The sequence below is a fragment of the Arthrobacter sp. CAN_C5 genome (assembly GCF_017875735.1).
Taxonomy (GTDB): Bacteria; Actinomycetota; Actinomycetes; order Actinomycetales; family Micrococcaceae; genus Arthrobacter_D.
The window spans coordinates 54,281-76,348 of the sequence record NZ_JAGGMZ010000001.1 but is presented as its reverse complement, the minus strand read 5'-3'; the positions used below and the strand labels follow the sequence as shown (position 1 = coordinate 76,348).

Below are 22,068 nucleotides of genomic sequence, written 5' to 3'. Positions count from 1 at the left end.
TGGTTACACGTCCCGCCGCTTGGTGACCACCAGGGAAACCACCAGGAGCACCAGGGCCCAGCCGCCGAGAACGAGGGCACCCTGCCACTGGTTCAGGGCTCCGTCGGCAATGGTGATCGCTACCATCTGCTCGCCGGCGCTGCTGGGGAGGAAGCGGGCGGCGTCGGGAATCCAGTCGGCGATCCCGGCCAGCAAAGTGGCAACCAGGATTGGCAGGATCAACAGTAGGCCGATCGCGGTGACCACGCCTCCAGCCGTGTTGCGGAGCAGGGTGCCGATCGACATCGCGATGATGGCCATCAGGGCGAGCACCGAACCGGTGTTGATGATGTGCATCAACACACCCTCGTCACCGAGTCCGAACTCGAGTTCTGACGGGGACAGGATCGGCTGGGCGATGAGATAGCTGACCAGGGCTGAACCGGCACCAACAACGAAGGCGACCACCGCAAACACGGCCTGCTTGGCCAGAAGGGCTGGGATACGTTTTGGCACCGCCACCATGGTGGACCGGATCATCCCGGTGCCCCATTCTGACGCGATCAGGACAACTCCGAGCGACGCAATCAGCAGTTGGCCAAAGATCAGACCGGAGCCGGGGATGGTGTTGGTGATTGACGTCGCGTCCGGGGCGCCCTGCATCTGGGCTGCCATCTCCGGGTCTCCCTGCAGATCAAGCAAAACTGTCGTCTGCCAGGCAAAGAGGGCTGCCAGACCAATCATCACGATCACCGTGATGGACAGCATGATGACGGTGGATGGGACCGTGACCAGTTTGATCCATTCCGACTTCAGGATCCGCGTGAAATTCACGCCCGTCCCGCTGGTGGTACTGCGGGTGGGGGTTGCGACTGCTGTATGAGACATGGCTATTTTCCTTCCCCGACGCTGGCGGCCTGGGTTGCCTGCGGGAGATCAGCCGAGTGGTACTCAACCGAATCGTTGGTGAGCTGCATGTAGGCCTCTTCGAGGGATGCCTGCAACGGTGTGAGCTCGTAGACCAGCACCCGGTTATCCAGGGCGGTCCGAGCGATGCGGTGGGAGTCCGCGCCGGTGATTTCGAGCATTTCAGGTTCCAGTTGCTTCGAAGTGACGCCGTCGCCGGCCAGCGCACGGATCAGATCGCCCGGGTTGTCGGTGCGGACCCGGGTACGGGACTGTCCCTGGCCCGAGAGGATCTGTTCAATGGGGGCGTCGGCGATGATTCGGCCGCGCCCGATCACGATCAGATGGTCGGCGGTCAATGCCATTTCCGACATCAGGTGTGAGGACAGGAATACCGTCCTTCCTTCGGAGGCGAGGCCCTTCGCGAGGTGGCGAACCCACTGCACACCCTCGGGGTCCAGCCCGTTGACCGGCTCATCGAGGATCACGGTGTGAGGGTCGCCCAGGAGGGCGCAGGCGATGCCGAGGCGCTGCCCCATGCCGAGGGAGAAACCGCCGACCCGCTTCTTCGCGACCGGACCGAGTCCGGTCATTTCAATGACCTCTTTGACCCTGGAGTTAGGGATGCCGTGCGTCGCGGCCATGGCCCGGAGGTGGTTGTAGGCGCTGCGTTTGGTGTGGACGGCTTTCGCGTCGAGGAGGGCTCCCACTTCACGCAACGGCGCGCGGTGTTCGGCGTAGCGCCTGCCGTTGACGGTGACGTTGCCGGCCGTGGGGTTGTCCAGCCCGACGATCATGCGCATGGTGGTGGACTTCCCGGCACCGTTGGGGCCGAGGAACCCGGTCACCTTGCCGGGGTGGACAGTGAACGAAACGTTGTCCACTGCTGTCTTGGAGCCATAGCGCTTTGCCAGGCCGTGTGCCTCAATCATGGCTGCGTCCTTAATATTGCTTCGGTTGCCCGGTCAATACTGGGCCTGCCTCAAGCCTACGGAGGTTGGCGTCCGGGCTCGCCGCCCCTTGGGATGATGTTTGATTCCGCCGGGTACACCTTTTGGATGAGTCCCGCGCCTGGTCCCCGACGCAGAAACGGCCCTCAGGGCCAGGCTCGCCGGTTGCAACCGGCCACCCTGACCCTTTGGGCCGCTTCTGTGTGCTCGCGGGGCTAGCGCGAGCTGATGGACTCGAACTTCCTGATGCACAGTGGAACGAAGATCAGCAGCATCAGGACAATACCGATGAAGATCGTGATGAACGGATTCTGCAGGGTCCACGCGGTGGGCTCCGGGAAGTCCGGGTTGGTGTTCCCGAACAGCTGCCGGGCCGACTCGACCAGTGCGGAGACCGGGTTCCACTCCGCGATGTTCTTCAGCACCTCGGGCATGGTGTGGATGGGGACGAACGCGTTCGAGATGAAGGTGAGGGGGAACAAGATCATGAAGGACGCGTTGTTGATGACCTCGGGGCTCCTGACGCTCATTCCCAGCAGGGCCATCACCCAGCTGAACGAGTAGCTGAACAGCAGCAGAATGGCGACACCTCCCAGGAAACCCCACACCGACGTGGTGACCCGCCAGCCCACAATCCAGCCGGTGCCCATCATGATCAGCATCGAAATGCTATTGATGACGAGGTCGCCGTTGGTGCGGCCGATCAGCACCGCCGCCGGGCTCATCGGCAAGGTACGGAACCGGTCAATGATGCCGTCCTTGAGGTCCTGTGCCATCGCGGCGCCGGAAAAGGTGGAACCGAAAATGACCGTCTGCGCGAAAATGCCAGCCATCAGGAAGTTGGTGTAGTCGGAGACGTTCATCGCTCCGCCGTAGACCTGGCTGAACAGCAACACGAACATGATCGGCTGCAGGATGGTGAAGACCAGGATCTCCGGTACCCGCTTGATCTTGATCAGGTTGCGGCGGGTAGCGATCCACCCGTCCGAGAGCAGCTGTCCCGCCGGCGTACCGACACTCTCATAGGTGGTCTGCTTGGTGAGGACACTCATTTGGCTTTCTCCATCTCGGAATTCTCGGCGTCCTGCTCGTTCTCGGCGGTGTGACCCGTCAGTTTGAGGAACACGTCGTCAAGGGTGGGCCGGCGCATGCCGGCGTCGTGCAACCCCACTCCCGCCTGTCCAAGATCCGCCAGGATGTATTGCAGGGCACGCGGCCCCTCGGTGACGGCCACCTCAACACTGCGCCGATCAGCCGAAACCCTGGCTTCGCCTTCACCGTGGCGGGCGAGGATCTCGCGGGCAGAGCCGGCGTCGGCCTCGTCAACCAGCGCCACCACCACGCGGTGCCCACCAATCCGGGCCTTCAGCTGGTCGGACGTGCCCTCGGCGATCACCTTTCCGCCGTCGATCACGGCGATGTCGTCGGCCAGATGGTCGGCCTCCTCCAGGTACTGGGTGGTGAGCAAAAGGGTGGTGCCGTCGCTGACCAGGTTCTTGATGATCTCCCAGAGGGCCAACCGGCTCCGTGGGTCGAGTCCGGTGGTGGGCTCATCCAGGAAGAGAATCTTCGGGTTGATCACCAGTGCCCCCGCAAGGTCAATCCGCCGGCGCATACCGCCGGAGAAACCCTTCACCGGACGGTTCCCGGCCTCGGTGAGCTCAAACTGGTCGATCAGCTCCTGGGCGCGACGCCTCGCGGTCTTGGCGCCCAGGTGGTACAGCCGTCCTACCATTTCCAGATTCTCGAACCCGGTCAGGTTTTCGTCGACCGCGGCGTACTGTCCGGATGCCCCGATAATCCGTCGGGCCGCCCGGGGGTTGGCGAGCACGTCGATACCATCGACAAATGCGGTGCCCTCGGTGGGCTGGATCAGTGTAGTCAAGACCTTCACAACGGTGGTCTTGCCTGCACCGTTGGGACCGAGCAGCGCCTTGACGGTGCCCTGGGGCACCAGCAGGTCCAACCCGTCCAGCGCGTGGACGGGGCCGCTCTTCGATTTGTAGGTCTTCTTCAGACCCCTGGCCTCAATAATTGTCATCGTCCAAGCTTAGGGTTTAAGCGTCCGGACAAGTACTTATTCAGGACAGCTTTTGACCTCGTGCAAATCGGAGGAGCGCACACTTAACATAACGACTGTCAGGGAACGGGTGTGGCCGGCCGATCGGCGTTATTCTGGCGTTCGGCGGCGGCCGGTGCCACCAGGAAGGAGGCGAGCACCGCAACACCCACCACCAGCAGGGCATTGCGGATTCCGACCTGGTCGCCCAGAAACCCGAGCAGGGGTGGGCCGGCCAGAAACGCCGTGTACCCGATGGTCGAAACCACCGACACCCGGGCCGCGGCGTGGCGGGGTTCGTCAGCCGCGGCGGACATTCCCATGGGGAAGCCAAGGGCCGCGCCGGCACCCCAGAGCACCGCACCGACGCCGGCGAGCGGCACCGTGGGAGCGAACACGAAGATCAGCAGGCCCACCAGGGAAGACCCGAGGCTGACCTGCAGCACCCGCACCCGGCCGTACCGGTCGATCAGCCCGCCGCCGACAAACCGGAACAGGGTCATCGCCGCGACGAACACCCCGAACATGACCGCGCCCGTGGCCTCGCTGGACCCCAGCCCGTCCACGGTGGCCTTGGCCACCCAGTCGTTCGCTGCGCCCTCGGTCAATCCGGCGCCAAGAACCACCAGCCCGATCAGCAGTGTCCGCGGCTCCAGCCAGGCGGCGAAGCGGCCAGGCTGAGGAGCGTCCGGGTGGGAATCGGCGTGGGAAATCTCCGGCAGGAAGTAGCGGGGCACCCACAGGGACACCAGGATCACGACGGAGGCGACGCCCAGCAGGTGGTAGGACAGGTCGACGCCGAGCGCTGACAGCCCAGCACCCACCATTGCACCCGCGAAAGCTCCACCGCTGAACGCTGCATGGAACTTGGGCATGATGGTACGGCGGAGGCGGTGCTCGACGTCGGCTCCCTCAATGTTCTGGGCGACATCCCACAGGGCCACGCCGACGCCGAACAGGAACAGTCCGAGCGCGGTAAGCGGGATCGACGTCGTCGCCAATCCGCCGGCGATGGTCACGGCGGCGATTGCTGACGCTACCCCGCCGATCCGGACCGTGTTCGCAACCCCTACGCGACCGGCGATACTTCCTGCCAGCGGCAGCGCGAGCACCGAACCGGCGGCCGCCGCCAACAGGAGGGAACCGGTTTGGCCGTCGCTGAGACCGAGCGTTGAGGACGCGGCAGGGATGCGGGCGGCCCAGCTGGCAAAGACCAGACCGTTCAGGCCGAAAACGGCGAAGGTAGCCCACATTGCTGGTGTCACATTGGTTTGCACCTGTAAACCGTATGCGCAATTGTTCCGGACGGTCTACACGCACCGACGTAGGCTGGGACACATGTCGACCGACCCCAGCACCCACACACCGCCGGACGGCCCCGGAACCGAACTCTTCAAGGATGGAACCCTTTCCGGCGAGGGCTCCTATGGCAACGGAATGCGGCAGGGTCCGTGGCGGTTTTACTTCAGGACAGGCCAGCTGAAAGCGGAGGGCTCATACCGGGACGGCGAACCGGACGGGTACTGGGAATGGCAGCGCGACGGCGGCGGGTTCCTGCAGCACGGCGCGTTCGTCGACGGGAAGCAGGACGGCGAGTGGCAGCGCTATCACAGCACCGGCGCCATACTCGATCACGGGTGGTACAGCAAAGGCAAGAAGACCGGCGAATGGGTGACGTACGGCCCTGATGGGGTCGAGACCAGAAGGAAGATGTACCGCTAGGTCTGCGGGCCGCCGTCAGCGGCTCCGCTGCACCCGCCCCTCATCCCAGACCGGTTCCTCCGACTCGTACACCTTGCCGTCCGAGCCGAAAACCATGAACCGGTCAAAGCTGCGGGCAAACCACCGGTCGTGGGTGACCGCGAGGACAGTGCCCTCGAAAGCATCGATTGCCTTCTCCAGCGCCTCTGCTGAATGCAGGTCGAGGTTGTCAGTGGGCTCGTCAAGCAGCAACAGCGTGGCGCCGGATAGTTCCAGCAGCAGGATCTGCAGCCGAGCCTGCTGACCGCCCGACAGGGAGTCATACAATTGCTCCGCCTGACCGGCAAGGCCGTACCTGTCCAGGACGCCGGAGGCCGCTTCCCGCGGCAGGCCCGAACGATGATCGTCGCCGCGGTGCAGGATATCCAGGAGGGTCCGGCCCAGAAGGTCGGGGCGGACATGGGTCTGGGCGAAGAAGCCGGGCCTGATCCTGGCACCGAGCTTCACGGTTCCCTCGTGCGGCACCGGTGCAATGCTGACCTCGGACACCGGCTCGTGTTCCTTCTCCGGATCGGTGCCACCGCTGGCCAGGAGTCGCAGGAAATGGGACTTGCCCGAGCCATTGGCGCCGAGCACCCCCACCCGGTCACCGAACCAGATTTCGGTGCTGAACGGCTTCATCAGCCCGGTCAGTTCCAGCTTCTGGGCGACCACCGCCCGTTTCGCGGTCCGGCCGCCCTTGAGCCGCATGGAGACGTTCTGCTCAAGGGGGATCGCTTCCGGCGGGCCGGCCTCAAGGAACTTCGCCAACCGGGTCTGGGCTGCGTGGTAGCGGTTGGCCATGTCGGACCGGAACGCCGCCTTGTTCTTGTACATGTTGACGAGTTCCTTGAGCTTGAGATGCTCCTCGTCCCACCGGCGGCGGAGTTCCTCGAACCTGAGGTTCCGGTCGGTGCGGGCCTGCAGGTAGGTTTCGAAGCCACCGCCGTGGATCCAGCTGGACGCCCCGAGTGCTCCCGGTTCAAGGGTGATGATGCGGGTGGCGGCGTTGGCCAGCAGTTCCCGGTCGTGGCTGACGAACAGCACTGACTTCTTCGACTCGTTCAGCTTCGCCTCAAGCCAGCGTTTCCCGGGCACGTCGAGGTAGTTGTCGGGTTCGTCGAGGAGGAGCAGTTCATCCGGCCCGGAGAAGAGGGCCTCCAGCACCAACCGTTTCTGCTCACCACCCGACAACGACGACGACGCCCGGTACTGCGCCCGCGCGTAGGGCACCCCGAGCGCGGCCATCGTCACTTCGTCCCACGTGGTTTCCAGCTCATAACCGCCGGCATCGCCCCACTCGGTGATGGCGTGCGCGTACCGCATCTGGGTGGGTTCGTCGTCGTTCTCCATCATGGCCAGCTCGGCGTCGTCGACGGCCTGGGCCGCTTTGGCGAGCGCGGGCGGCGCAGCGGAGACCAGGAGGTCCCGGACCGTCGTCTCGTCCCTCACCTGGCCAACGAACTGGCGCATGATGCCCATGTTGCCTGAACGGGTGACGGCGCCCTCGTCGGCGGTGACATCCCCGGCGATGATGCGCAGCAGGGTGGTCTTGCCGGTGCCGTTCGGGCCGATCAGCGCTGTCTTGTGCCCGTCACCGACCTTGAAACTGACGGCGTTCAGCAGCTGCCGGCCGTCGGACAGGAAGTAGTCAATGTTGGAAACGTCTAGATGAGCCACGGCTTAAGTCTGTCATCAGGGGGCAAACCCGGCCTCCAACACCCCTATGGCAGGATGAACCGGTGACCACAGCAGCTTCGCCGGATACCCCGCAACGGGTGCTCTTCTACGGCGTCACCGGATCGGGGAAGTCCACCGCCGCACACCGCTACGCGGGCGCAACCGGGCTCCCCGAGGTCTCAGCTGACGACCAGATTGGCTGGCTCCCGGACTGGACCGAGCGGCACCCGACGGACCAGAAGGATCTCGCGGCGGCCCTCGCGTCCAGCGAGCGCTGGGTCTTTGACACCGTTTACGCCACATGGGCGGATCAGGTGCTACCCCGGACGCAGTTGGTCGTTGCCCTGGATTACCCACGGTGGGTGTCCCTGTCCCGGCTGGTGCGGCGGACAGCACTGCGGGTGATCCGCCGGGAAGTGGTCTGCAACGGGAACCGCGAAACCGTGCGCAGAGCGATCGCCCGGGACTCCATCCTCGTCTGGCACTTCAAGAGCTTCCCGCGAAAACGGGCGCGCATCAAGCGTCTGATTGACGACGGCGGCGTGCCGGTGCTCCGGTTCACTCGGCCACGGGATCTGGATCGCTGGCTCCGAAGCGTTGAGGCCGTCTGAGCTGCTTTCTCGCCCCGTTGTAACACTAGTGATTGGGAGTTGCCAATCACTAGTGTTACTCTCCAGTAATGGAAATGGTGAGCAAGACCTACATCAACTTTGCGAGCGTCCTCGACTCGAAGACCCGCGCCCAGAACCTCATGACTTCCGGCATGCCCTTCATCTACCCACACCTGGCCAGCATGCCCGATGCACACCTTGGCCTCGGCGCGGCGGTCGGTTCGGTGATCCCAACCATCGGAGCCATCATCCCGGCCGCCGTCGGCGTGGACATCGGCTGCGGCATGATCGCCGTCCGGACCCAGTTCAGCCACGGTGACCTTGGGGAGCTGGACCGCAAGACGCTGCGCAGGGCCATCGAACGCAGCATCCCCCTGTCCGCTGGCAATAACAACACCTCAATCGTGGCGACCGCCGCACCGCGGATCGAACAGCTCGGCGCCGAGGCAGACAACGCGGCGTTCGACCCGGCCACCTACGTGACAAAGTGGGCCCTACAGCTGGGTACCCTCGGGTCAGGCAACCATTTCATCGAGGTGAGCGTCGACGAGAACGACGACGTCTGGCTGTTCCTGCACAGCGGCTCGCGCGGCGTGGGGAACAAGATCGCCCAGCACCACATCCGGGTTGCCCTTGAGCAGTGCCGGAAAAGGTTCATCAAGCTCCCCCACGATGACCTCGCCTACCTGGTGGAGGGCGATCCGGAGTTCCAGGAGTACATTGACCAGCTGCGGTGGGCCCAGAACTTCGCCCTCCTCAACCGTGAGGAAATGATGGACCGCGTGGTGGCCTGCTTTGCCGCCTGGACGGGCGACGCGGTGCGGGAGCAGGAGCGGATCAACTGCCACCATAACTACACCGCACGGGAGCGCCACTACGGCAAAGACGTGTGGCTGAGCCGGAAGGGTGCCATCGAGGCGTCCGCCGGGAAGGCTGGCCTGATTCCGGGGTCGATGGGGACCGCCTCCTATGTTGTGGAGGGCCTGGGCTTTGCGCCGTCGTTGAACTCGGCGCCGCACGGCGCGGGCCGGGAATACAGTCGGTCCGCGGCGCGCAGGACGTTCACGCACGAGCAGCTCCGGACCGCCATGTCAGGGATTGAGTACCGCGACACCGCTGCGTTCATCGACGAAATCCCCGCCGCGTACAAGGACATCGATGTGGTGATGGCGGACGCCGCCAACATGGTCAGTATCCGCCATACGCTTCGCCAGATCGTCAATGTGAAGGGCGACTAGGACATTACCGGCCCCAAGGATCAGGATTGCCGCTAGCAACCGGCAATCCTGATCCTTGGGGCAGTTTTTACGCCGGGCCAGTGCCGAAGGTGCGGGCGACCGACTGAACATCGTTGAAGCTGTACACGTGGAGGCCAGCGAACCCGCCCGAGTCCCCGACGGAGCGCACCAGGGGTGCCGGGTCGTACGACGACGGCGTCAGGACGCTGCGGACCAACGATCCGCCCTGCTCCCCCGACAGGGACCGCTGGGCGAACCGCAGCGACGGGCCCACCCCGATCCGGGCTGCGAGGGAGATCAGCCGGGCGCGTCGGACGGCGCCGGGCACTCCGGCCCAGACGGGTAGCGAGACGCCCGCGGCCCGTAACTCCTTCAGGTAGGTGGAAAGCAGGGGTCCGGAGAAGCAGAGTTGGGTGACCGCCCAGGAGCACAGGTCCTGTTTCGCCAGGAGCAGGTCTGTGAGCTCCGGCGGTGACGCGCCGGGCCGACCCTCTGGATAGGCGGCCACCCCCAGGGCAAACCATCCCCCGCCCAGTGATGCAATGTCGGCCATCAGTGCGCCACTGAAGGCGTAGGGTCCGGCCGCCTCATCGCCGTCACCGGCAATGACGAAGATGTCGCTGACACCCGCCGCCCGCAGCCTGGTGAGGAAGCCGGTGAGCTGCCCGCGCGAGCTGAGGGACCGTGCCGCGAGGTGCGGGACCGCCCGATAGCCGAGGTCTGCAAGCCGCACCGCCAGATCGATGGTCTCTTCCGCCCCGTGGTGCGGGAGGCAGGTGATTGTCACGACCGCGGGGGGCGGCAGGTACTCCCGGAGCGCTTGGACGATCCCGGGAGCCGGAATGATCTCGACCCGGAGTGGCAGGGGCCCCGGGTGGTCAGCCATGGTTCAGCACTCCACCACGTTCAGGGCGAGGCCGCCCCGGGCGGTTTCCTTGTACTTGTCCATCATGTCCGCCCCGGTGTCCCGCATCGTCTTGATGGCGACGTCGAGGGAGACGTGGTGCTTGCCGTCGCCGCGGACCGCCATCCGGGCGGCGGTGATCGCCTTCATGGCGCCGACGGCGTTCCGCTCGATGCACGGTATCTGCACCAGACCACCAACGGGGTCGCAGGTGAGGCCCAGGTTGTGTTCGATGCCGATCTCGGCGGCGTTCTCCACCTGTTCGGGCGTCCCACCGAGGACCTCGGCGAGCGCACCGGCCGCCATTGCGCACGCGGATCCCACCTCCCCCTGGCAGCCCACCTCCGCTCCCGAGATGGAAGCGTTCTGTTTGAACAACCCGCCCACAGCGGTCGCCGCGAGGAGGAACCGGACGACGCCGTCGTCGTCGGCTCCTGGAACGAAGTCGACGTAATACTTCAGTACCGCGGGAATGATGCCTGCGGCACCGTTGGTCGGCGCCGTCACGACCCGGCCACCGGCTGCGTTCTCCTCGTTCACGGCGAGCGCAAACAGGGTCACCCATTCCATGGTGCTCAGCTTGTCGTTGGGGTCCTCGGCCTTCTGCTGCAGCCGCAGCTGGGTGGCGGCACGGCGCCGCACTTCCAGGCCGCCCGGCAGGATCCCGTCGGTGGTGGACCCCCGGCGGATGGTGTCCTGCATGACATCCCAGATTTCCAGCAATCCGGCGCGCACGTCGGCGTCAGAGCGCCACGACAGTTCGTTGGCCATCACAATTTCGGAAAAGGACTTCCCGGTGGCAGCGCAAATTTCGAGCAGCTGCGCCCCCGTGTTGAAGGGATGCTGCACCGGTACTGTCGCTTCGGCTGCTGGGTCGGCCCCGATCTGATCCTCGTCGAGGATGAAGCCACCTCCCACCGAGAAGTAGTCCCTCGCCAGGAGTTCGGCGCCATCGGCGTCGTAGGCGTGAAACCGCATCCCGTTGGTATGGAAGTCGAGCCGCTTCCGCCGGTGCATGATCAGGTCGACTTCAGGATCGAAATCGATCTCGCGGTGGCTGGCGAACCGCAGGCGGCGGGTCTGCGCCACCTCATCGACGCGGGGTCCGGCCGCCACGGGGTCTACCAGGTGCGGTTGCTCGCCCTCCAGCCCCAGGATGACCGCCTTGATCGTGCCGTGGCCGTGGCCGGTCACCCCGAGGGAGCCGAACAGTTCCACCTCCACCCGGTGCACTGAGTCGACCAGTCCCCGGTGCGCCACCAGTTCGGTATACAGGAATGCCGCCTTCATCGGCCCCCCGGTGTGGGAGCTGGAAGGGCCGATCCCTATTTTGAACAGGTCAAACGCGCTGATGGGCATGGGGTTCCTTAGCTGTGGTTCTGGGTGCCCGCACCGAGTGGCACGACATCGGCGTAGAGCGGGTGCTCTGCGGCGAGCGCTTCCACCCGCTGGGCCAGCGGCGTGAGGTCGGCGTCGGCCGGTGCGATCAGTGCTTCGGCGATGATGTCCGCCACCCGGGTGAACGCCGCTGCTTCGAACCCCCGGCTGGCGAGCGCTGGCGTGCCGATGCGCAGTCCCGAGGTGACCATCGGGGGACGAGGATCGAACGGCACGGCGTTGCGGTTGACGGTGATGTCGATCTGCGCCAGCCGATCCTCCGCCTGCTGTCCATCCAGGTCGCAGTCCCGCAGGTCGACCAGCACCAGGTGCACATCGGTGCCTCCGCTGACTACCGAGATCCCGCACTGGGCGACGTCCGGCTGGGCGAGCCGATCGGCGAGGATCCGTGCGCCCTCAAGCACACGTTCCTGGCGTTCCCGGAATTCAGCCGAGGCCGCGATCCTGAAGGCCACTGCCTTGCCGGCGATCACGTGCTCCAGCGGTCCACCCTGCTGGCCCGGGAATACCGCCGAGTTAATCTTCTTAGCGATGTCGGCGTCGTTGCTGAGAATGATGCCACCCCGGGGACCGGCCAGGGTCTTGTGGGTGGTGGAGGTGGTGACGTGGGCATGCTGCACGGGGCTGGGATGCAGCCCGGCGGCTACCAGACCGGCGAAATGGGCCATGTCGACCATCAGGTAGGCGCCCACCTCGTCGGCGATACTGCGGAACCGGGCAAAGTCGAGCTGCCGTGCGTAGGCGGACCATCCAGCCACGATCAGCTGTGGCTTGTGCTCGCGCGCCAGCCGTTCGACGTCGTCCATGTCCACCCGATGGTCATCGGGACGGACCTGGTAGGGCACCACGTTGTACAGACGGCCGGAGAAATTGATCCGCATGCCGTGGGTCAGGTGGCCACCGTGGGCGAGGTTAAGGCCCATGATGGTGTCGCCCGGTTTGATCAACGCGTGCATGACGGCGGCATTGGCCTGCGCGCCGGAGTGTGGCTGAACGTTCGCGTACCCGGCTCCGAAAAGGTCCTTGACGCGGTCGATTGCCAGCTGTTCCAGCACATCGACGTGCTCGCACCCACCGTAGTAGCGGCGTCCGGGATAGCCTTCGGCGTATTTGTTGGTCAGCACCGAACCCTGCGCCTGCATGACTGCCACCGGAGTGTGGTTCTCCGAGGCGATCATTTCCAGGCCGTTGCGCTGCCGGTCCAGTTCGGCGTCGATTCCGCGCGCGACCTCGGGGTCAAGGTCGGCCAGTGCCGCGTTCAGGTGTCCCACGGTGGTCGGCCCGGTGTCGGCGCTCATGCGTCGATGCCGTTCTTCTGGGCATATTCCTCGGCCGTGAGGAGAGGTCCCTCGCTGGCGACATCCACCTTGAACAGCCAACCGGCACCGTAGGGATCCTCGTTCAGGATCCCGGGGTTGTCGATGGCTTCCTGGTTGATCTCGGTCACCACCCCTGTCACCGGGGCGTAGAGATCGGACACCGATTTGGTCGACTCGACCTCACCGCAACTCTCACCGGCGGTGACGGCGTCGCCCACGTCCGGAAGGCTGACATAGACGACGTCGCCCAGCGCGTCGGTGGCGATAGCGGAGACGCCGATGGTGGCTGGACCGGTCTCTGCGGTGTCGATCCATTCATGCTCGGCTGAGTAGCGGAGAGCTGACTTAATGATGCTCACGTGGGTATATGCCTTTCGGGTTATGTAGGATCGGCTACTTTTGACGGCGGTAGAAGGGCGTCGCAACCACGGTGAATGGCTCGGGCTTCCCCCGGAGGTCCACCTGGACCTCGGTGCCCGGCTCAGCCAGCGCGGCGTTCACATAGGCCATCGCCACGGGGTAGCCGAGGGTGGGGCTGGGAAGCCCGGACGTGACCGTTCCGACGACTGCTCCGTCGACAACGACGTTGTATCCGGCGCGAGCCGACCGTCGACCACCGCTCTGCAGACCGACCAGCTTCCGCTCCAGCGTGGCCTCCTTGAGGGGCTCCAGCACCGACCGGCCAACGAAATTGTCGGCCTTCTTGAGACTGACTACCCCGCCGAGGCCCGCCTCGAAGGGGTTGGTATCCAACCCCAACTCGTTCCCGTAGAGGGGCATTCCGGCCTCGAGGCGCAGCGAGTCGCGTGAAGCGAGTCCGCAGGGGGCGAGCTGGTGCTGCGCGCCTGCCGCGGAGACGGCTTTCCAGAGCTGGACCGCCTCGGCGTTGCCGATGAACAGCTCAAAGCCGTCCTCGCCCGTGTAACCGGTGCGGGCCAGGAGAACCTGCAGCCCCGCCAGTTCCACCTCGACGGCTGCGTAGTACTTCAGCTCGGTAATGAGCTGGCGTGAGGAGTCCGCGGCGATGTCGAGCAGGATCGCCTCGGCTGCGGGGCCCTGGACGGCGATCAGGGCCGTGTTCTCCGACTCGTCGTCCACCGCTACGTCGAAGTTGACCGCCCGCTCCTGCAGGGCTGCGGCAACGGTGTCGGCGTTGCTGGCGTTGGGGACCACGAGGTACCGGTCGTCGGCGCGGCGGTAAACGATCAGGTCATCAATCACACCGCCGTCCGCGGTGCAGATCAGCGAGTACTTGGCCTTCCCGACGGCGATGGCGGCGAGGTTGCCCACCAGGGCATAGTTCAGAAACTCAGCAGCCTGCGGTCCGGCAACCCAGACCTCACCCATGTGGGAAAGGTCAAAGAGTCCTGCGGCGCGGCGGACGGTGTGGTGCTCTTCGAGCTCGCTGCGGTACTTCAGGGGCATCTGCCACCCGCCGAAGTCGGTGAAACTGGCGCCGAGCACCTCGTGTTCGGCGTACAGGGCTGTCTGCTTGGTCATGGGGGATCCTTCCGGTGGTGCGCTTCCGGTAGTGCGCTGGACTCAACCCGTCCGGCCGGCGGCCGGACGGGGACGGACCTTAATCTTCGAAGGCCTCGATGGGCGGGCAGGAGCACACCAGGTTACGGTCGCCGTGCGCGCCATCGATCCGTCGGACCGGGGGGAAATACTTGTTGTGCTTGAGCGTGCGCACCGGGTAGGCGGCCAGCTCGCGGGGGTACGCCTGCTCCCAGCTGTCACTGATCAGTGCGAAGGCGGTGTGCGGCGCCTGGCGCAGGGGGCTCTGCTCCAGCGTGTACTTTCCGGCCTGCACCTCGTCGATTTCACCCTTGATGGCGATCATCGCCTCAATGAAACGATCCAGCTCGCCGATGTCCTCGGACTCGGTGGGCTCCACCATCAAAGTGCCCGCGACCGGGAAGCTGAGCGTCGGTGCGTGGAATCCGTAGTCGATGAGCCGCTTCGCAACGTCTTCGGCGGTAACCCCGGTGGCAGCGGTCAGGTGCCGCAGGTCGAGGATGCACTCGTGCGCTACCAGGCCCTTCTCCCCCGAGTAGAGCAGGGGGAAGTGCTCGGTGAGGCGGGCCGCGACATAGTTGGCTGCCAGGAGGGCGTGGCCGGTGGCCGAGGTGAGCCCTTCGGCTCCCATCAGCGCGACGTACGCCCAGGAGATGGGCAGTACGCCGGCGGATCCGTACCGGGAAGCAGAGATCGGGACGCCCTCGGCTCCCGCACCCTGTTCCGCTGCGTCTCCGGGCAGGAACGGTGCCAGGTGGGCAGCGACAGCGACCGGGCCGACGCCGGGTCCACCGCCGCCGTGGGGGATGCAGAAGGTCTTGTGAAGATTCAGGTGCGACACGTCGCCACCGAACTCACCCGGCTTCGCGAGGCCCACCAGTGCGTTGAGGTTGGCTCCGTCGATGTAGACCTGGCCGCCGGCGTCATGCACCTGGCCGCACACCCAGCGGACATCTTCCTCGAACACACCGTGGGTGGATGGGTAGGTAATCATGATCGCCGAGAGCTGCTCGCCGTGCTGCGCGATTTTCGCTGTGAGGTCGTCATGGTCGATGTTGCCGTTGTCGGCGGTCTTGACCACCACCACCTTCATTCCGGCGAGCACCGCCGATGCGGCGTTGGTGCCGTGGGCCGAGGAGGGGATCAGGCAGATGTTGCGGTCCTGGTCACCACGGGACCGGTGGTAGCCACGGATGGCGAGCAGGCCAGCCAGTTCACCCTGCGACCCTGCGTTGGGCTGAATGGAGACCTTGGCGTACCCGGTGATCTCCGCTAGCTTGTCCTCAAGATCCTCGATCAGCCAGCGCCATCCCTCGGTCTGGTGCTCGGGGGCGAAGGGGTGGATGGTCGCGAACTCCGGCCAGGAGATCGGCTCCATTTCCACTGTTGCGTTCAGCTTCATGGTGCACGATCCCAGCGGGATCATGGTGCGGTCCAGCGCCAGGTCCTTATCGGAGAGCCGCCGAAGGTACCGCAGCAGCTGCGTTTCGGAGCGGTGGCTGGAGAAGACCGGGTGGGTCAGGTAGGACGAGGTCCGGACCAGATCGGAGGGAAGCTCGGCAGCGTCGGATTCCTGGTCCAGTACCTGCCCGACGCCGAAGACGCCGGCCAGCGTCGCCAGGTGCTCCTCGGTGGTGGTCTCGTCGCACGAGACGCCCAGGTGGTCCTCGTCGACGAACCGCAGGTTGATGCCCGCCGACTCCGCCTTGGACTGGAAGTCCCGTGCCTTGCCGGGCACGCTCAGCAGCAGCGTGTCGAAGAAGTCGGAGTGGACCACTGTCACGGCACCCGTAAGGGTTGCTGCCAGTGTCGCGGCGTGTCCATGGACCCGCTGGGCGATTGCCCTCAACCCGTCGGGGCCGTGATAGACCGCATACATGCTGGCGACGATGGCCAGCAGTGCCTGGGCGGTGCAGATGTTGGAGGTGGCCTTCTCGCGCCGGATGTGCTGTTCACGGGTCTGGAGTGCGAGGCGGTAGGCGGGGGCGCCGTCGGCGTCCTTGGACACTCCCACCAACCGCCCGGGAAGCATCCGTTCAAGGCCCTTGCGCACCGCCATGTAGGCCGCGTGTGGGCCGCCGAAGAAGAGTGGGACACCGAACCGCTGGGCGGATCCAACGGCAATGTCGGCGTCCTGCTCCCCTGGGGGCGTGATGAGGGTGAGCGCGAGCAGGTCGGCTGCCACCGTGACCAGCGCACCCTTGTCGTGAGCCGCGGTGATGAGCGAGCGGTGGTCGCGGAGGGCGCCTGACGCACCGGGCTGCTGGAGGACGACGCCGTTGATGTCCCCGTCGGGGAGCCCCTGTGCGAGGTCGGCGATCTCCACCTCGAATCCGAGGGCTTCGGCGCGGCCGCGGACGACGGCGATTGTCTGCGGGAGGCAGTCGGCGTCGAGCACGGTCTTGCCCTTGTTCTTTCCGGACCGGCGCATCAGCAGGACGGCTTCGGCGACGGCTGAGGCTTCGTCAAGGAGGGAGGCGTTCGCGATGGGCAGGGCGGTGAGATCCTGGACCATGGTCTGGAAGTTCAGGAGTGCCTCCAGCCGGCCCTGGGAAATTTCCGGCTGGTAAGGGGTGTAGGCGGTGTACCAGGCGGGGGCCTCAAGGACGTTCCGGCGGATCACCGGTGGCGTCACGGTGTCGAAGTAGCCCTGCCCGATCATCTGGACGGCAGTGGTGTTTCTGCCAGCGATTTCGCGCAACTGGGCCAGGACCTGGGTTTCGCTGAGGGCGGGTGGCAGGTTCAGGGCCTCGGCGGAGCGGATGTTGGCTGGTACCGCAACCTCCACCAGCTTATCGAGGCTCGGGTAGCCGAGCATGGTGAGCATCTGCGCTGCGTCGGTTGAGCGCGGGCCGATATGGCGGTCGGCGAAGGTCGATTCGGTGAGGGGCTGAGCGGTCATGGGAACTCCCTTGATGGGGTCCGGGCGTAGGCGTCTGTCCGGACGATGGTGAGTTCCTCCCCGCTCTGTATGGGACCTGAGAGATTCCGCAGGACTCCATGCCTGCTTGCACCGTCGGTGAGGCGGACCCGAGGGCCCGCCTGCTTTCCAGAGTTGCCTAGCCGCAGCGGTACTGGGCCTGAGAGATTCCTGGGGAGGATTTGCTCCTACGGCGCCTGCCGGAGTGTGGTCTACGGAAGTACTCTCCCGCTGCAGATCGAAGGCTATGAAATTATCGAGAATCGTGACCTAGCTTACTAGGCGGTATGCGTCAGTGCCAAAAGCCGCCGCACGTGTGATTCGGTGAGCAACCCGGACATCCGGGGTGAACATCTCTCTCACCGATGTCCAGGTTGCTCACGAAAGTGCGAAGAAAATAGAAGCAGAGCCTACTTGTCGCCCTTGAAGACGTCCTTGACGTTCTCGCCGGCCTGCTTGGTGTGGGCTGACCCCTGGTCGGCCTGGCCCTCGAGCTTGAGGTCCTGGTTGTCGGTGGCGTCGCCGACGGCTTCCTTGGCCTTGCCGGTCAGCTCTTCGGCCTTGTTCTTTGCCTTGTCAATGAAACTCATGGACATCCTTCTCTCTGGGATAGATGGTGATAGGCCCGCTCCTGAGAGGAGCCTACAGTTCTAAGACGTTCCAGACCCGAAAACCTCACGGTGATAGTTGGGCTATTTTTAGCGGCTTCGCCGGAGGGGTCATCCGGTGGGGAAACTGGTGGTCGTTCCGGTGTCCACACCCAGTGCCGGGGCTGCTAGCCCAAAGACCTCACGGAGGGCCAGGCGGGCCGCGTGGTATCCCGCCATGCCGTGCACTCCCGGTCCTGGCGGCGTCGATGCGGAACAAAGGTAGACCCCGTCCAGCGGTGTCCGCCACGGTGCGGGCGAAAGCACCGGGCGGGCAAGCATCTGGCCCAGGGTCACCGCCCCACCGCCAAAGTCGCCCCCGACATAGTTCGCGTTTGATGCGGCGAGGTCTGCCGCCGTCGTCGTGAAGGTGCTGACGACGACGTCCCTGAAGCCTGGGGCGAAGCGCTCGATCTGCGCCGTGACGGCCTCGGCCATGTCCCGGGTCGACCCGCTGGGTACGTGGCAGTAGGTCCAGAGAATATGACGTCCGGCGGGGGCCCTCGACGGATCGAACAGGGACGGCTGGGACAGCAGAACGTAGGGGTTCTCCGGGTGGAATCCGGCGGCGACATTGGCCTCGGACGCGGCGATCTCGGCTCGGGTACCCCCCAGGTGCACCGTTCCGGCGCGGGCCACTTCCGGGTTACTCCAGGGCACCGGACCGGAAAGGATGAACGACACCTTGCACGCGCCGTCGCCGAACCGGAACCGCTCGAGTGCGCGTTCATACGTCCGCGGCAGCCGGCCGGCAGCGAGCCGGATCAGTGACGGCGGGGCGACATCCAGGAGCACCGTCGGCACGCCGCTGAGCTCGGAGAGCGAATCAATCGTGTGGTCGGTGACAATTTTCCCGCCGTGGGCCAGAAGGTCCTGGGCCATCGAATCGGCGATCGACTGCGACCCGCCGAGCGGGATGGGCCAGCCCCCCGCGTGCGCCAGCGCGCCCAGAGCCAGGCCGGCGCCGGCCGAGGGCAGGGAGGGCAGGGTACCCACCGGGTGGGCTGCCACTCCGGTGAAGAGTGCGGCAGCCACATCGGTGCTGAACCGCCGGTTCCACAGGTGGGTGCCCTGATCAAGGGCCGCCAGGCCGAACCGGGCTGTTGCGGCCGGGTGCCGTGGGATCCGGAGCAGGTGGTTGAGGGCGACGTCGAGGGTCCCCTCGATGTTGCGTACGAGCGGCTCCATCAGCCGGCGGTAGGCGCGACCGTCCTGGCCCAGTCCCTCGACGGTCCGGGTCAGGTCACGGAACGCCACCCCCGCCCTGCCGCCGTCGAGCGGGTGGGCGTAGGAGATTTCCGGGACAGCAAACTCGATGCGGCGCTGTAGCTGGAACTCCCTGAAGAAAGGGGAGGCGACCGCCATGGGGTGAACGGCGGAGCACAGGTCATGCAGATGGTCAGGGGCGAGCTCCTCGGTGCGGGCTCCGCCTCCGATGGTGGACGCGGCTTCATACAGCGTGACGCTTAGTCCTGCCCGGGCCAGGACCACGGCTGCCGCCAGCCCGTTGGGTCCTGAGCCAACGACCGCGGCGTCAGTCACTGCCGGTCCGACGGTGCAGCAGTGAGCCGGCCCGGGTCTTCACCGCAGCGAGGACGGAGCGTCCCTTGGCGGGGAGGGTGCGCCGCGCTTTGAAGGCGGTGGCGATGGCCCGGTATCGGACCGGGTTCAGCGGCACGTCGTAGGTGGTGGGAACCTCGACCACGTTCCGGGAGAAGTTCCGCTTGAAGGTGGTGACGTTGATGAGCTGCGGGTAGTTCTCGCTCACGATCCCGGTCAGGCCGCAACTGTGGTTTCCGGCCGCCTTCAGTTCCTTGAAAGCGTGCCAGAGCAGCAGATAGGGAGCGAAGATCTTCCGCGCCGCCTGCGTGCTTGCGGCGAAGTAGTACACCGAGTACCCCCGGTACTCGGTGGTGATGAGCCAGCTGATGGCCTCGCCGTCGAGATAGGCCACCATCAGGCGAAGGTGGTCACCGAGCTGATCGAGAAGTTCCTCGTAGTAGGCCGATTCGAAACTGGCAAAGCCGTCCCGCGCCGCCGTCTCCTCCAGGATGGGGAACAAGTCGTTACGGAAGACGGTGGACCAGTCGGCACGGTCAATGCTGCGCACATCCACGCCGGACCGTTCTGCACGGCGGATGCTGTTACGGGCGTTGGGCCGGAACGCCTTGTAGATATCCGCTTCGCTGGGTGTCAGGTCGACGACGATCTCCCGCTCGTACCAGCCGTGTTCCAGGGGACCGGTCGCTGGATCCTGCAGGTGTTGCACCTGCAGACGGACGTAGAGCGGAGCCGCTTCAGGGTCGGCGCGGAACTGCTCCTGGACCGTTCGCAAGAGTCGTGCCTCAGCCTGCGGGGTGCGTTCGGTGAACCAGACGGGACCATTGACAGCCACCAGAGAGTCCCTGAGCCGTCTGGTGCTCTTCAGGAAACTGGCGACGGCCACCAGGGCACCGTCGTCGTAATAGGCCCAGAGGCCGTGCGGCGCGCGGCCACGGCTGGCTTCGAAGGCTGCCCACTGCGGAGTCTGCTCAAGGGGGATCACCGCCGTGGGGTGCGCTGCCGCCAGGGCCCCGAATCCTTCCGTGGAGAGTTTCTCAAAGCGTAGGGCAGCTGCTGTCACGGGTGATCTTTCGGTTCTGGGGAGGGACGGGTCAAGCGTACCTGAGTGCCGTTGGGCGCAGCGTGGCGACGGTCAGGCTTTCGATAGTCGGCTGCGTGGTCGAATGGCCCACCCTGGGGGTCGTCGATGTCGAGCCGGCGCACCGGGTCCCGTGCGGGATCGATCATGCCTTCCATCACGCGGTACATGATATATGCCGTCGAAAGCATATGAGCGAAGGTGAAGAGCAAATAGTAGGGCAGGTCGATGTTGTTTTGGGCGTCACCTCCGCTGCTCTCCTTTCCGAGGTACATCATGAGGGTCCACCAGTGCGCTACTTCGAGGAACTGCCACACGAGGAAGGTCCGCCATTTGGGGTAGGCAAGTGCGACCAGAGGCACCAGCCAGATCGCATGCTGTGGGGAGTATCCTTTCCCCGCCAGGATGAGAACACCCACCAACAGGAACGCCACCTGCGCCAGCCGTGGACGGCGCTGCACCCGAAGGGTGAGGACAGCGATTCCTGCACACAAGAGCACAGTCAGCAGCCCGGACGCCACTGTCGTGAAAGTGGCCTCCAGTTCCCTCCCATCGGCACGGGCGGCCAGCGAGGTATAGGCAAACCAGACGGAGGAATAGTCAGCGTCGCGCGATAGCAGGCTGGTGAAGTGAGCCGACCAGGCGCGGGGGTCCAGGAGCCCGAAGGGAAGGTTGACTGCCAGCCAGGTCGCGGCCAGAACCGCCCCGGTCATGGCGGGCCCCCCAGCCAAGCGGGTGCGCCACGCAAGGAGTGCCACGGCACCGAAAATCAGCACCGGGTATCCAGCCACCGCCGTCCCCAGCCCCAGAAAAATTCCAGCCTCAGCGAAACGGCTCCGCGCGAAGGCAAGCATTCCCAGTGCGGCGAACATGGCAGCCCACAGATCCCAGCCCAGGAATCCGGTCACGATGATCACTGGTGCAACTGCCACCATCGCCGCATCCCACGGACGCCGGTTGGTCATGCGCACCGTCGCGTAGACAGTCAGCAGCCATGCTGCCACTGCCAGGATTGAGTGAAGGTCGTAATAGCGAAGGGTGCTACCCAGCGGCACCACTTGAGCCGTCACACCAGCGAACGCGCCAGTGAGGGCCGAATGCCCCAATTGCAGGAAGGAAGTCCCGCCTTCCAGACTGCCGAACGCTTCGGGCCATTGCGACTGACACGCCATGTAGTACTGACCTGGGCTGGACCATCCCTCGATCCGGCAGGGGTTCTTCAACAGGACGGCAATGACGGCCGCCCCTGTGGTGAGCAGGACCAGGACCCGCTCCACGCTGAACACTCCGGGATTAATTACTCCCGGACTGGTTCTCCGGCCAAGCGGTCCGCCGATCAGCGCCGTGAACTTCCGCAGCAGCGAGTCGGCGCGCGACGGCACCGAAATGCGTACCGGCCGACGCCGGGACCGACCGGTTCCCATGCCTGAAGCCTACCCAGCGGCCTGGACTTTTAACACCGAACTGGCGGATATATCAGGATGCTGGAATGCTTCGGGAAAAATCTGTGTTGAGAATAAGAAGTAGACTGGATTAGCTGTTCGGTCCGCTACGGGAA

19 protein-coding genes and 1 riboswitch are annotated in these 22,068 nt (G+C 65.3%); of the genes, 3 read left to right on the top strand and 16 right to left on the bottom strand.

The features are described 5' to 3' along the window. Nucleotides 1-3: 3 nt before the first annotated feature. The 5 genes from H4V95_RS00335 to H4V95_RS00315 form a co-directional block, all read right to left on the bottom strand. Nucleotides 4-867 (bottom strand): ABC transporter permease subunit, encoded by an 864-nt coding sequence (locus tag H4V95_RS00335; RefSeq protein WP_209728101.1) that lies wholly within the window; start codon nt 865-867, stop codon nt 4-6. 2 nt (nt 868-869) lie between these two features. After that, nucleotides 870-1,817, bottom strand: coding sequence for an ABC transporter ATP-binding protein (locus H4V95_RS00330; RefSeq protein ID WP_209728098.1), 948 nt, complete (start codon nt 1,815-1,817; stop codon nt 870-872). A 233-nt stretch (nt 1,818-2,050) separates the two neighbouring features. Then, the gene (locus tag H4V95_RS00325; RefSeq protein WP_196867392.1) at nt 2,051-2,887 is read right to left on the bottom strand and encodes an ABC transporter permease; all 837 of its coding nucleotides are present in this window, start codon (nt 2,885-2,887) and stop codon (nt 2,051-2,053) included. Then, on the bottom strand, nt 2,884-3,876 hold the full coding sequence (locus H4V95_RS00320; protein ID WP_196867391.1) for an ATP-binding cassette domain-containing protein: 993 nt from the start codon (nt 3,874-3,876) through the stop codon (nt 2,884-2,886). Before H4V95_RS00320 ends, H4V95_RS00325 begins: the two co-directional genes overlap by 4 nt. 98 nt (nt 3,877-3,974) lie before the next feature. After that, the gene (locus tag H4V95_RS00315) at nt 3,975-5,147 is read right to left on the bottom strand and encodes a sugar MFS transporter (protein WP_209731223.1); all 1,173 of its coding nucleotides are present in this window, start codon (nt 5,145-5,147) and stop codon (nt 3,975-3,977) included. 85 nt (nt 5,148-5,232) lie between these two features. On the opposite strand from H4V95_RS00315, the gene H4V95_RS00310 reads away from it, so the two are divergent. Further along, on the top strand, nt 5,233-5,616 hold the full coding sequence (locus tag H4V95_RS00310) for a toxin-antitoxin system YwqK family antitoxin (RefSeq protein ID WP_209728096.1): 384 nt from the start codon (nt 5,233-5,235) through the stop codon (nt 5,614-5,616). A 15-nt stretch (nt 5,617-5,631) separates the two neighbouring features. On the opposite strand, the gene H4V95_RS00305 is transcribed toward H4V95_RS00310, so the two are convergent. Beyond that, complete coding sequence (locus H4V95_RS00305; RefSeq protein ID WP_196867389.1) at nt 5,632-7,314, bottom strand: ABC-F family ATP-binding cassette domain-containing protein; 1,683 nt, start codon at nt 7,312-7,314, stop codon at nt 5,632-5,634. Nucleotides 7,315-7,376: 62 nt separating this feature from the next. Between H4V95_RS00305 and H4V95_RS00300 the strand changes: the two genes are divergently transcribed. Next, complete coding sequence (locus tag H4V95_RS00300; protein ID WP_209728093.1) at nt 7,377-7,925, top strand: adenylate kinase; 549 nt, start codon at nt 7,377-7,379, stop codon at nt 7,923-7,925. A gap of 68 nt (nt 7,926-7,993) precedes the next feature. Continuing rightward, nucleotides 7,994-9,163, top strand: coding sequence for an RtcB family protein (locus H4V95_RS00295; protein WP_209728092.1), 1,170 nt, complete (start codon nt 7,994-7,996; stop codon nt 9,161-9,163). A 67-nt stretch (nt 9,164-9,230) separates the two neighbouring features. Here H4V95_RS00295 and H4V95_RS00290 read toward each other — a convergent pair whose 3' ends face one another. From H4V95_RS00290 to H4V95_RS00245, 10 genes are all read right to left on the bottom strand, one after another. Next, nucleotides 9,231-10,049 carry a methylenetetrahydrofolate reductase gene (locus tag H4V95_RS00290; RefSeq protein WP_209728089.1) on the bottom strand — a complete coding sequence of 273 codons (819 nt, stop codon included), beginning with the start codon at nt 10,047-10,049 and terminating at the stop codon, nt 9,231-9,233. 3 nt (nt 10,050-10,052) lie between these two features. After that, nucleotides 10,053-11,426, bottom strand: coding sequence for an L-serine ammonia-lyase (locus H4V95_RS00285; protein WP_209728087.1), 1,374 nt, complete (start codon nt 11,424-11,426; stop codon nt 10,053-10,055). Between the two features lie 8 nt (nt 11,427-11,434). After that, on the bottom strand, nt 11,435-12,763 hold the full coding sequence (gene glyA / locus H4V95_RS00280; protein WP_209728085.1) for a serine hydroxymethyltransferase: 1,329 nt from the start codon (nt 12,761-12,763) through the stop codon (nt 11,435-11,437). Then, nucleotides 12,760-13,143 carry a glycine cleavage system protein GcvH gene (gene gcvH / locus H4V95_RS00275; protein WP_196867384.1) on the bottom strand — a complete coding sequence of 128 codons (384 nt, stop codon included), beginning with the start codon at nt 13,141-13,143 and terminating at the stop codon, nt 12,760-12,762. Before gcvH ends, glyA begins: the two co-directional genes overlap by 4 nt. Before the next feature lie 34 nt (nt 13,144-13,177). Beyond that, nucleotides 13,178-14,284, bottom strand: a complete 1,107-nt coding sequence (gene gcvT, locus H4V95_RS00270) for a glycine cleavage system aminomethyltransferase GcvT (RefSeq protein ID WP_209728083.1) — start codon at nt 14,282-14,284, stop codon at nt 13,178-13,180. 79 nt (nt 14,285-14,363) lie between these two features. Next, nucleotides 14,364-17,204 carry an aminomethyl-transferring glycine dehydrogenase gene (gene gcvP, locus H4V95_RS00265; RefSeq protein WP_209728081.1) on the bottom strand — a complete coding sequence of 947 codons (2,841 nt, stop codon included), beginning with the start codon at nt 17,202-17,204 and terminating at the stop codon, nt 14,364-14,366. A gap of 157 nt (nt 17,205-17,361) precedes the next feature. Further along, nucleotides 17,362-17,463, bottom strand: a riboswitch (glycine riboswitch). A gap of 169 nt (nt 17,464-17,632) precedes the next feature. Beyond that, on the bottom strand, nt 17,633-17,812 hold the full coding sequence (locus tag H4V95_RS00260) for a CsbD family protein (protein WP_209728079.1): 180 nt from the start codon (nt 17,810-17,812) through the stop codon (nt 17,633-17,635). A gap of 129 nt (nt 17,813-17,941) precedes the next feature. Then, nucleotides 17,942-19,411 (bottom strand): NAD(P)/FAD-dependent oxidoreductase, encoded by a 1,470-nt coding sequence (locus H4V95_RS00255; RefSeq protein WP_209728076.1) that lies wholly within the window; start codon nt 19,409-19,411, stop codon nt 17,942-17,944. Continuing rightward, nucleotides 19,404-20,492 (bottom strand): lipid II:glycine glycyltransferase FemX, encoded by a 1,089-nt coding sequence (locus tag H4V95_RS00250; RefSeq protein ID WP_209728074.1) that lies wholly within the window; start codon nt 20,490-20,492, stop codon nt 19,404-19,406. The genes H4V95_RS00255 and H4V95_RS00250 overlap by 8 nt, the downstream gene beginning before the upstream one ends. Continuing rightward, nucleotides 20,489-21,934 (bottom strand): glycosyltransferase family 87 protein, encoded by a 1,446-nt coding sequence (locus H4V95_RS00245; protein ID WP_209728072.1) that lies wholly within the window; start codon nt 21,932-21,934, stop codon nt 20,489-20,491. Before H4V95_RS00245 ends, H4V95_RS00250 begins: the two co-directional genes overlap by 4 nt. Nucleotides 21,935-22,068: the final 134 nt, after the last annotated feature.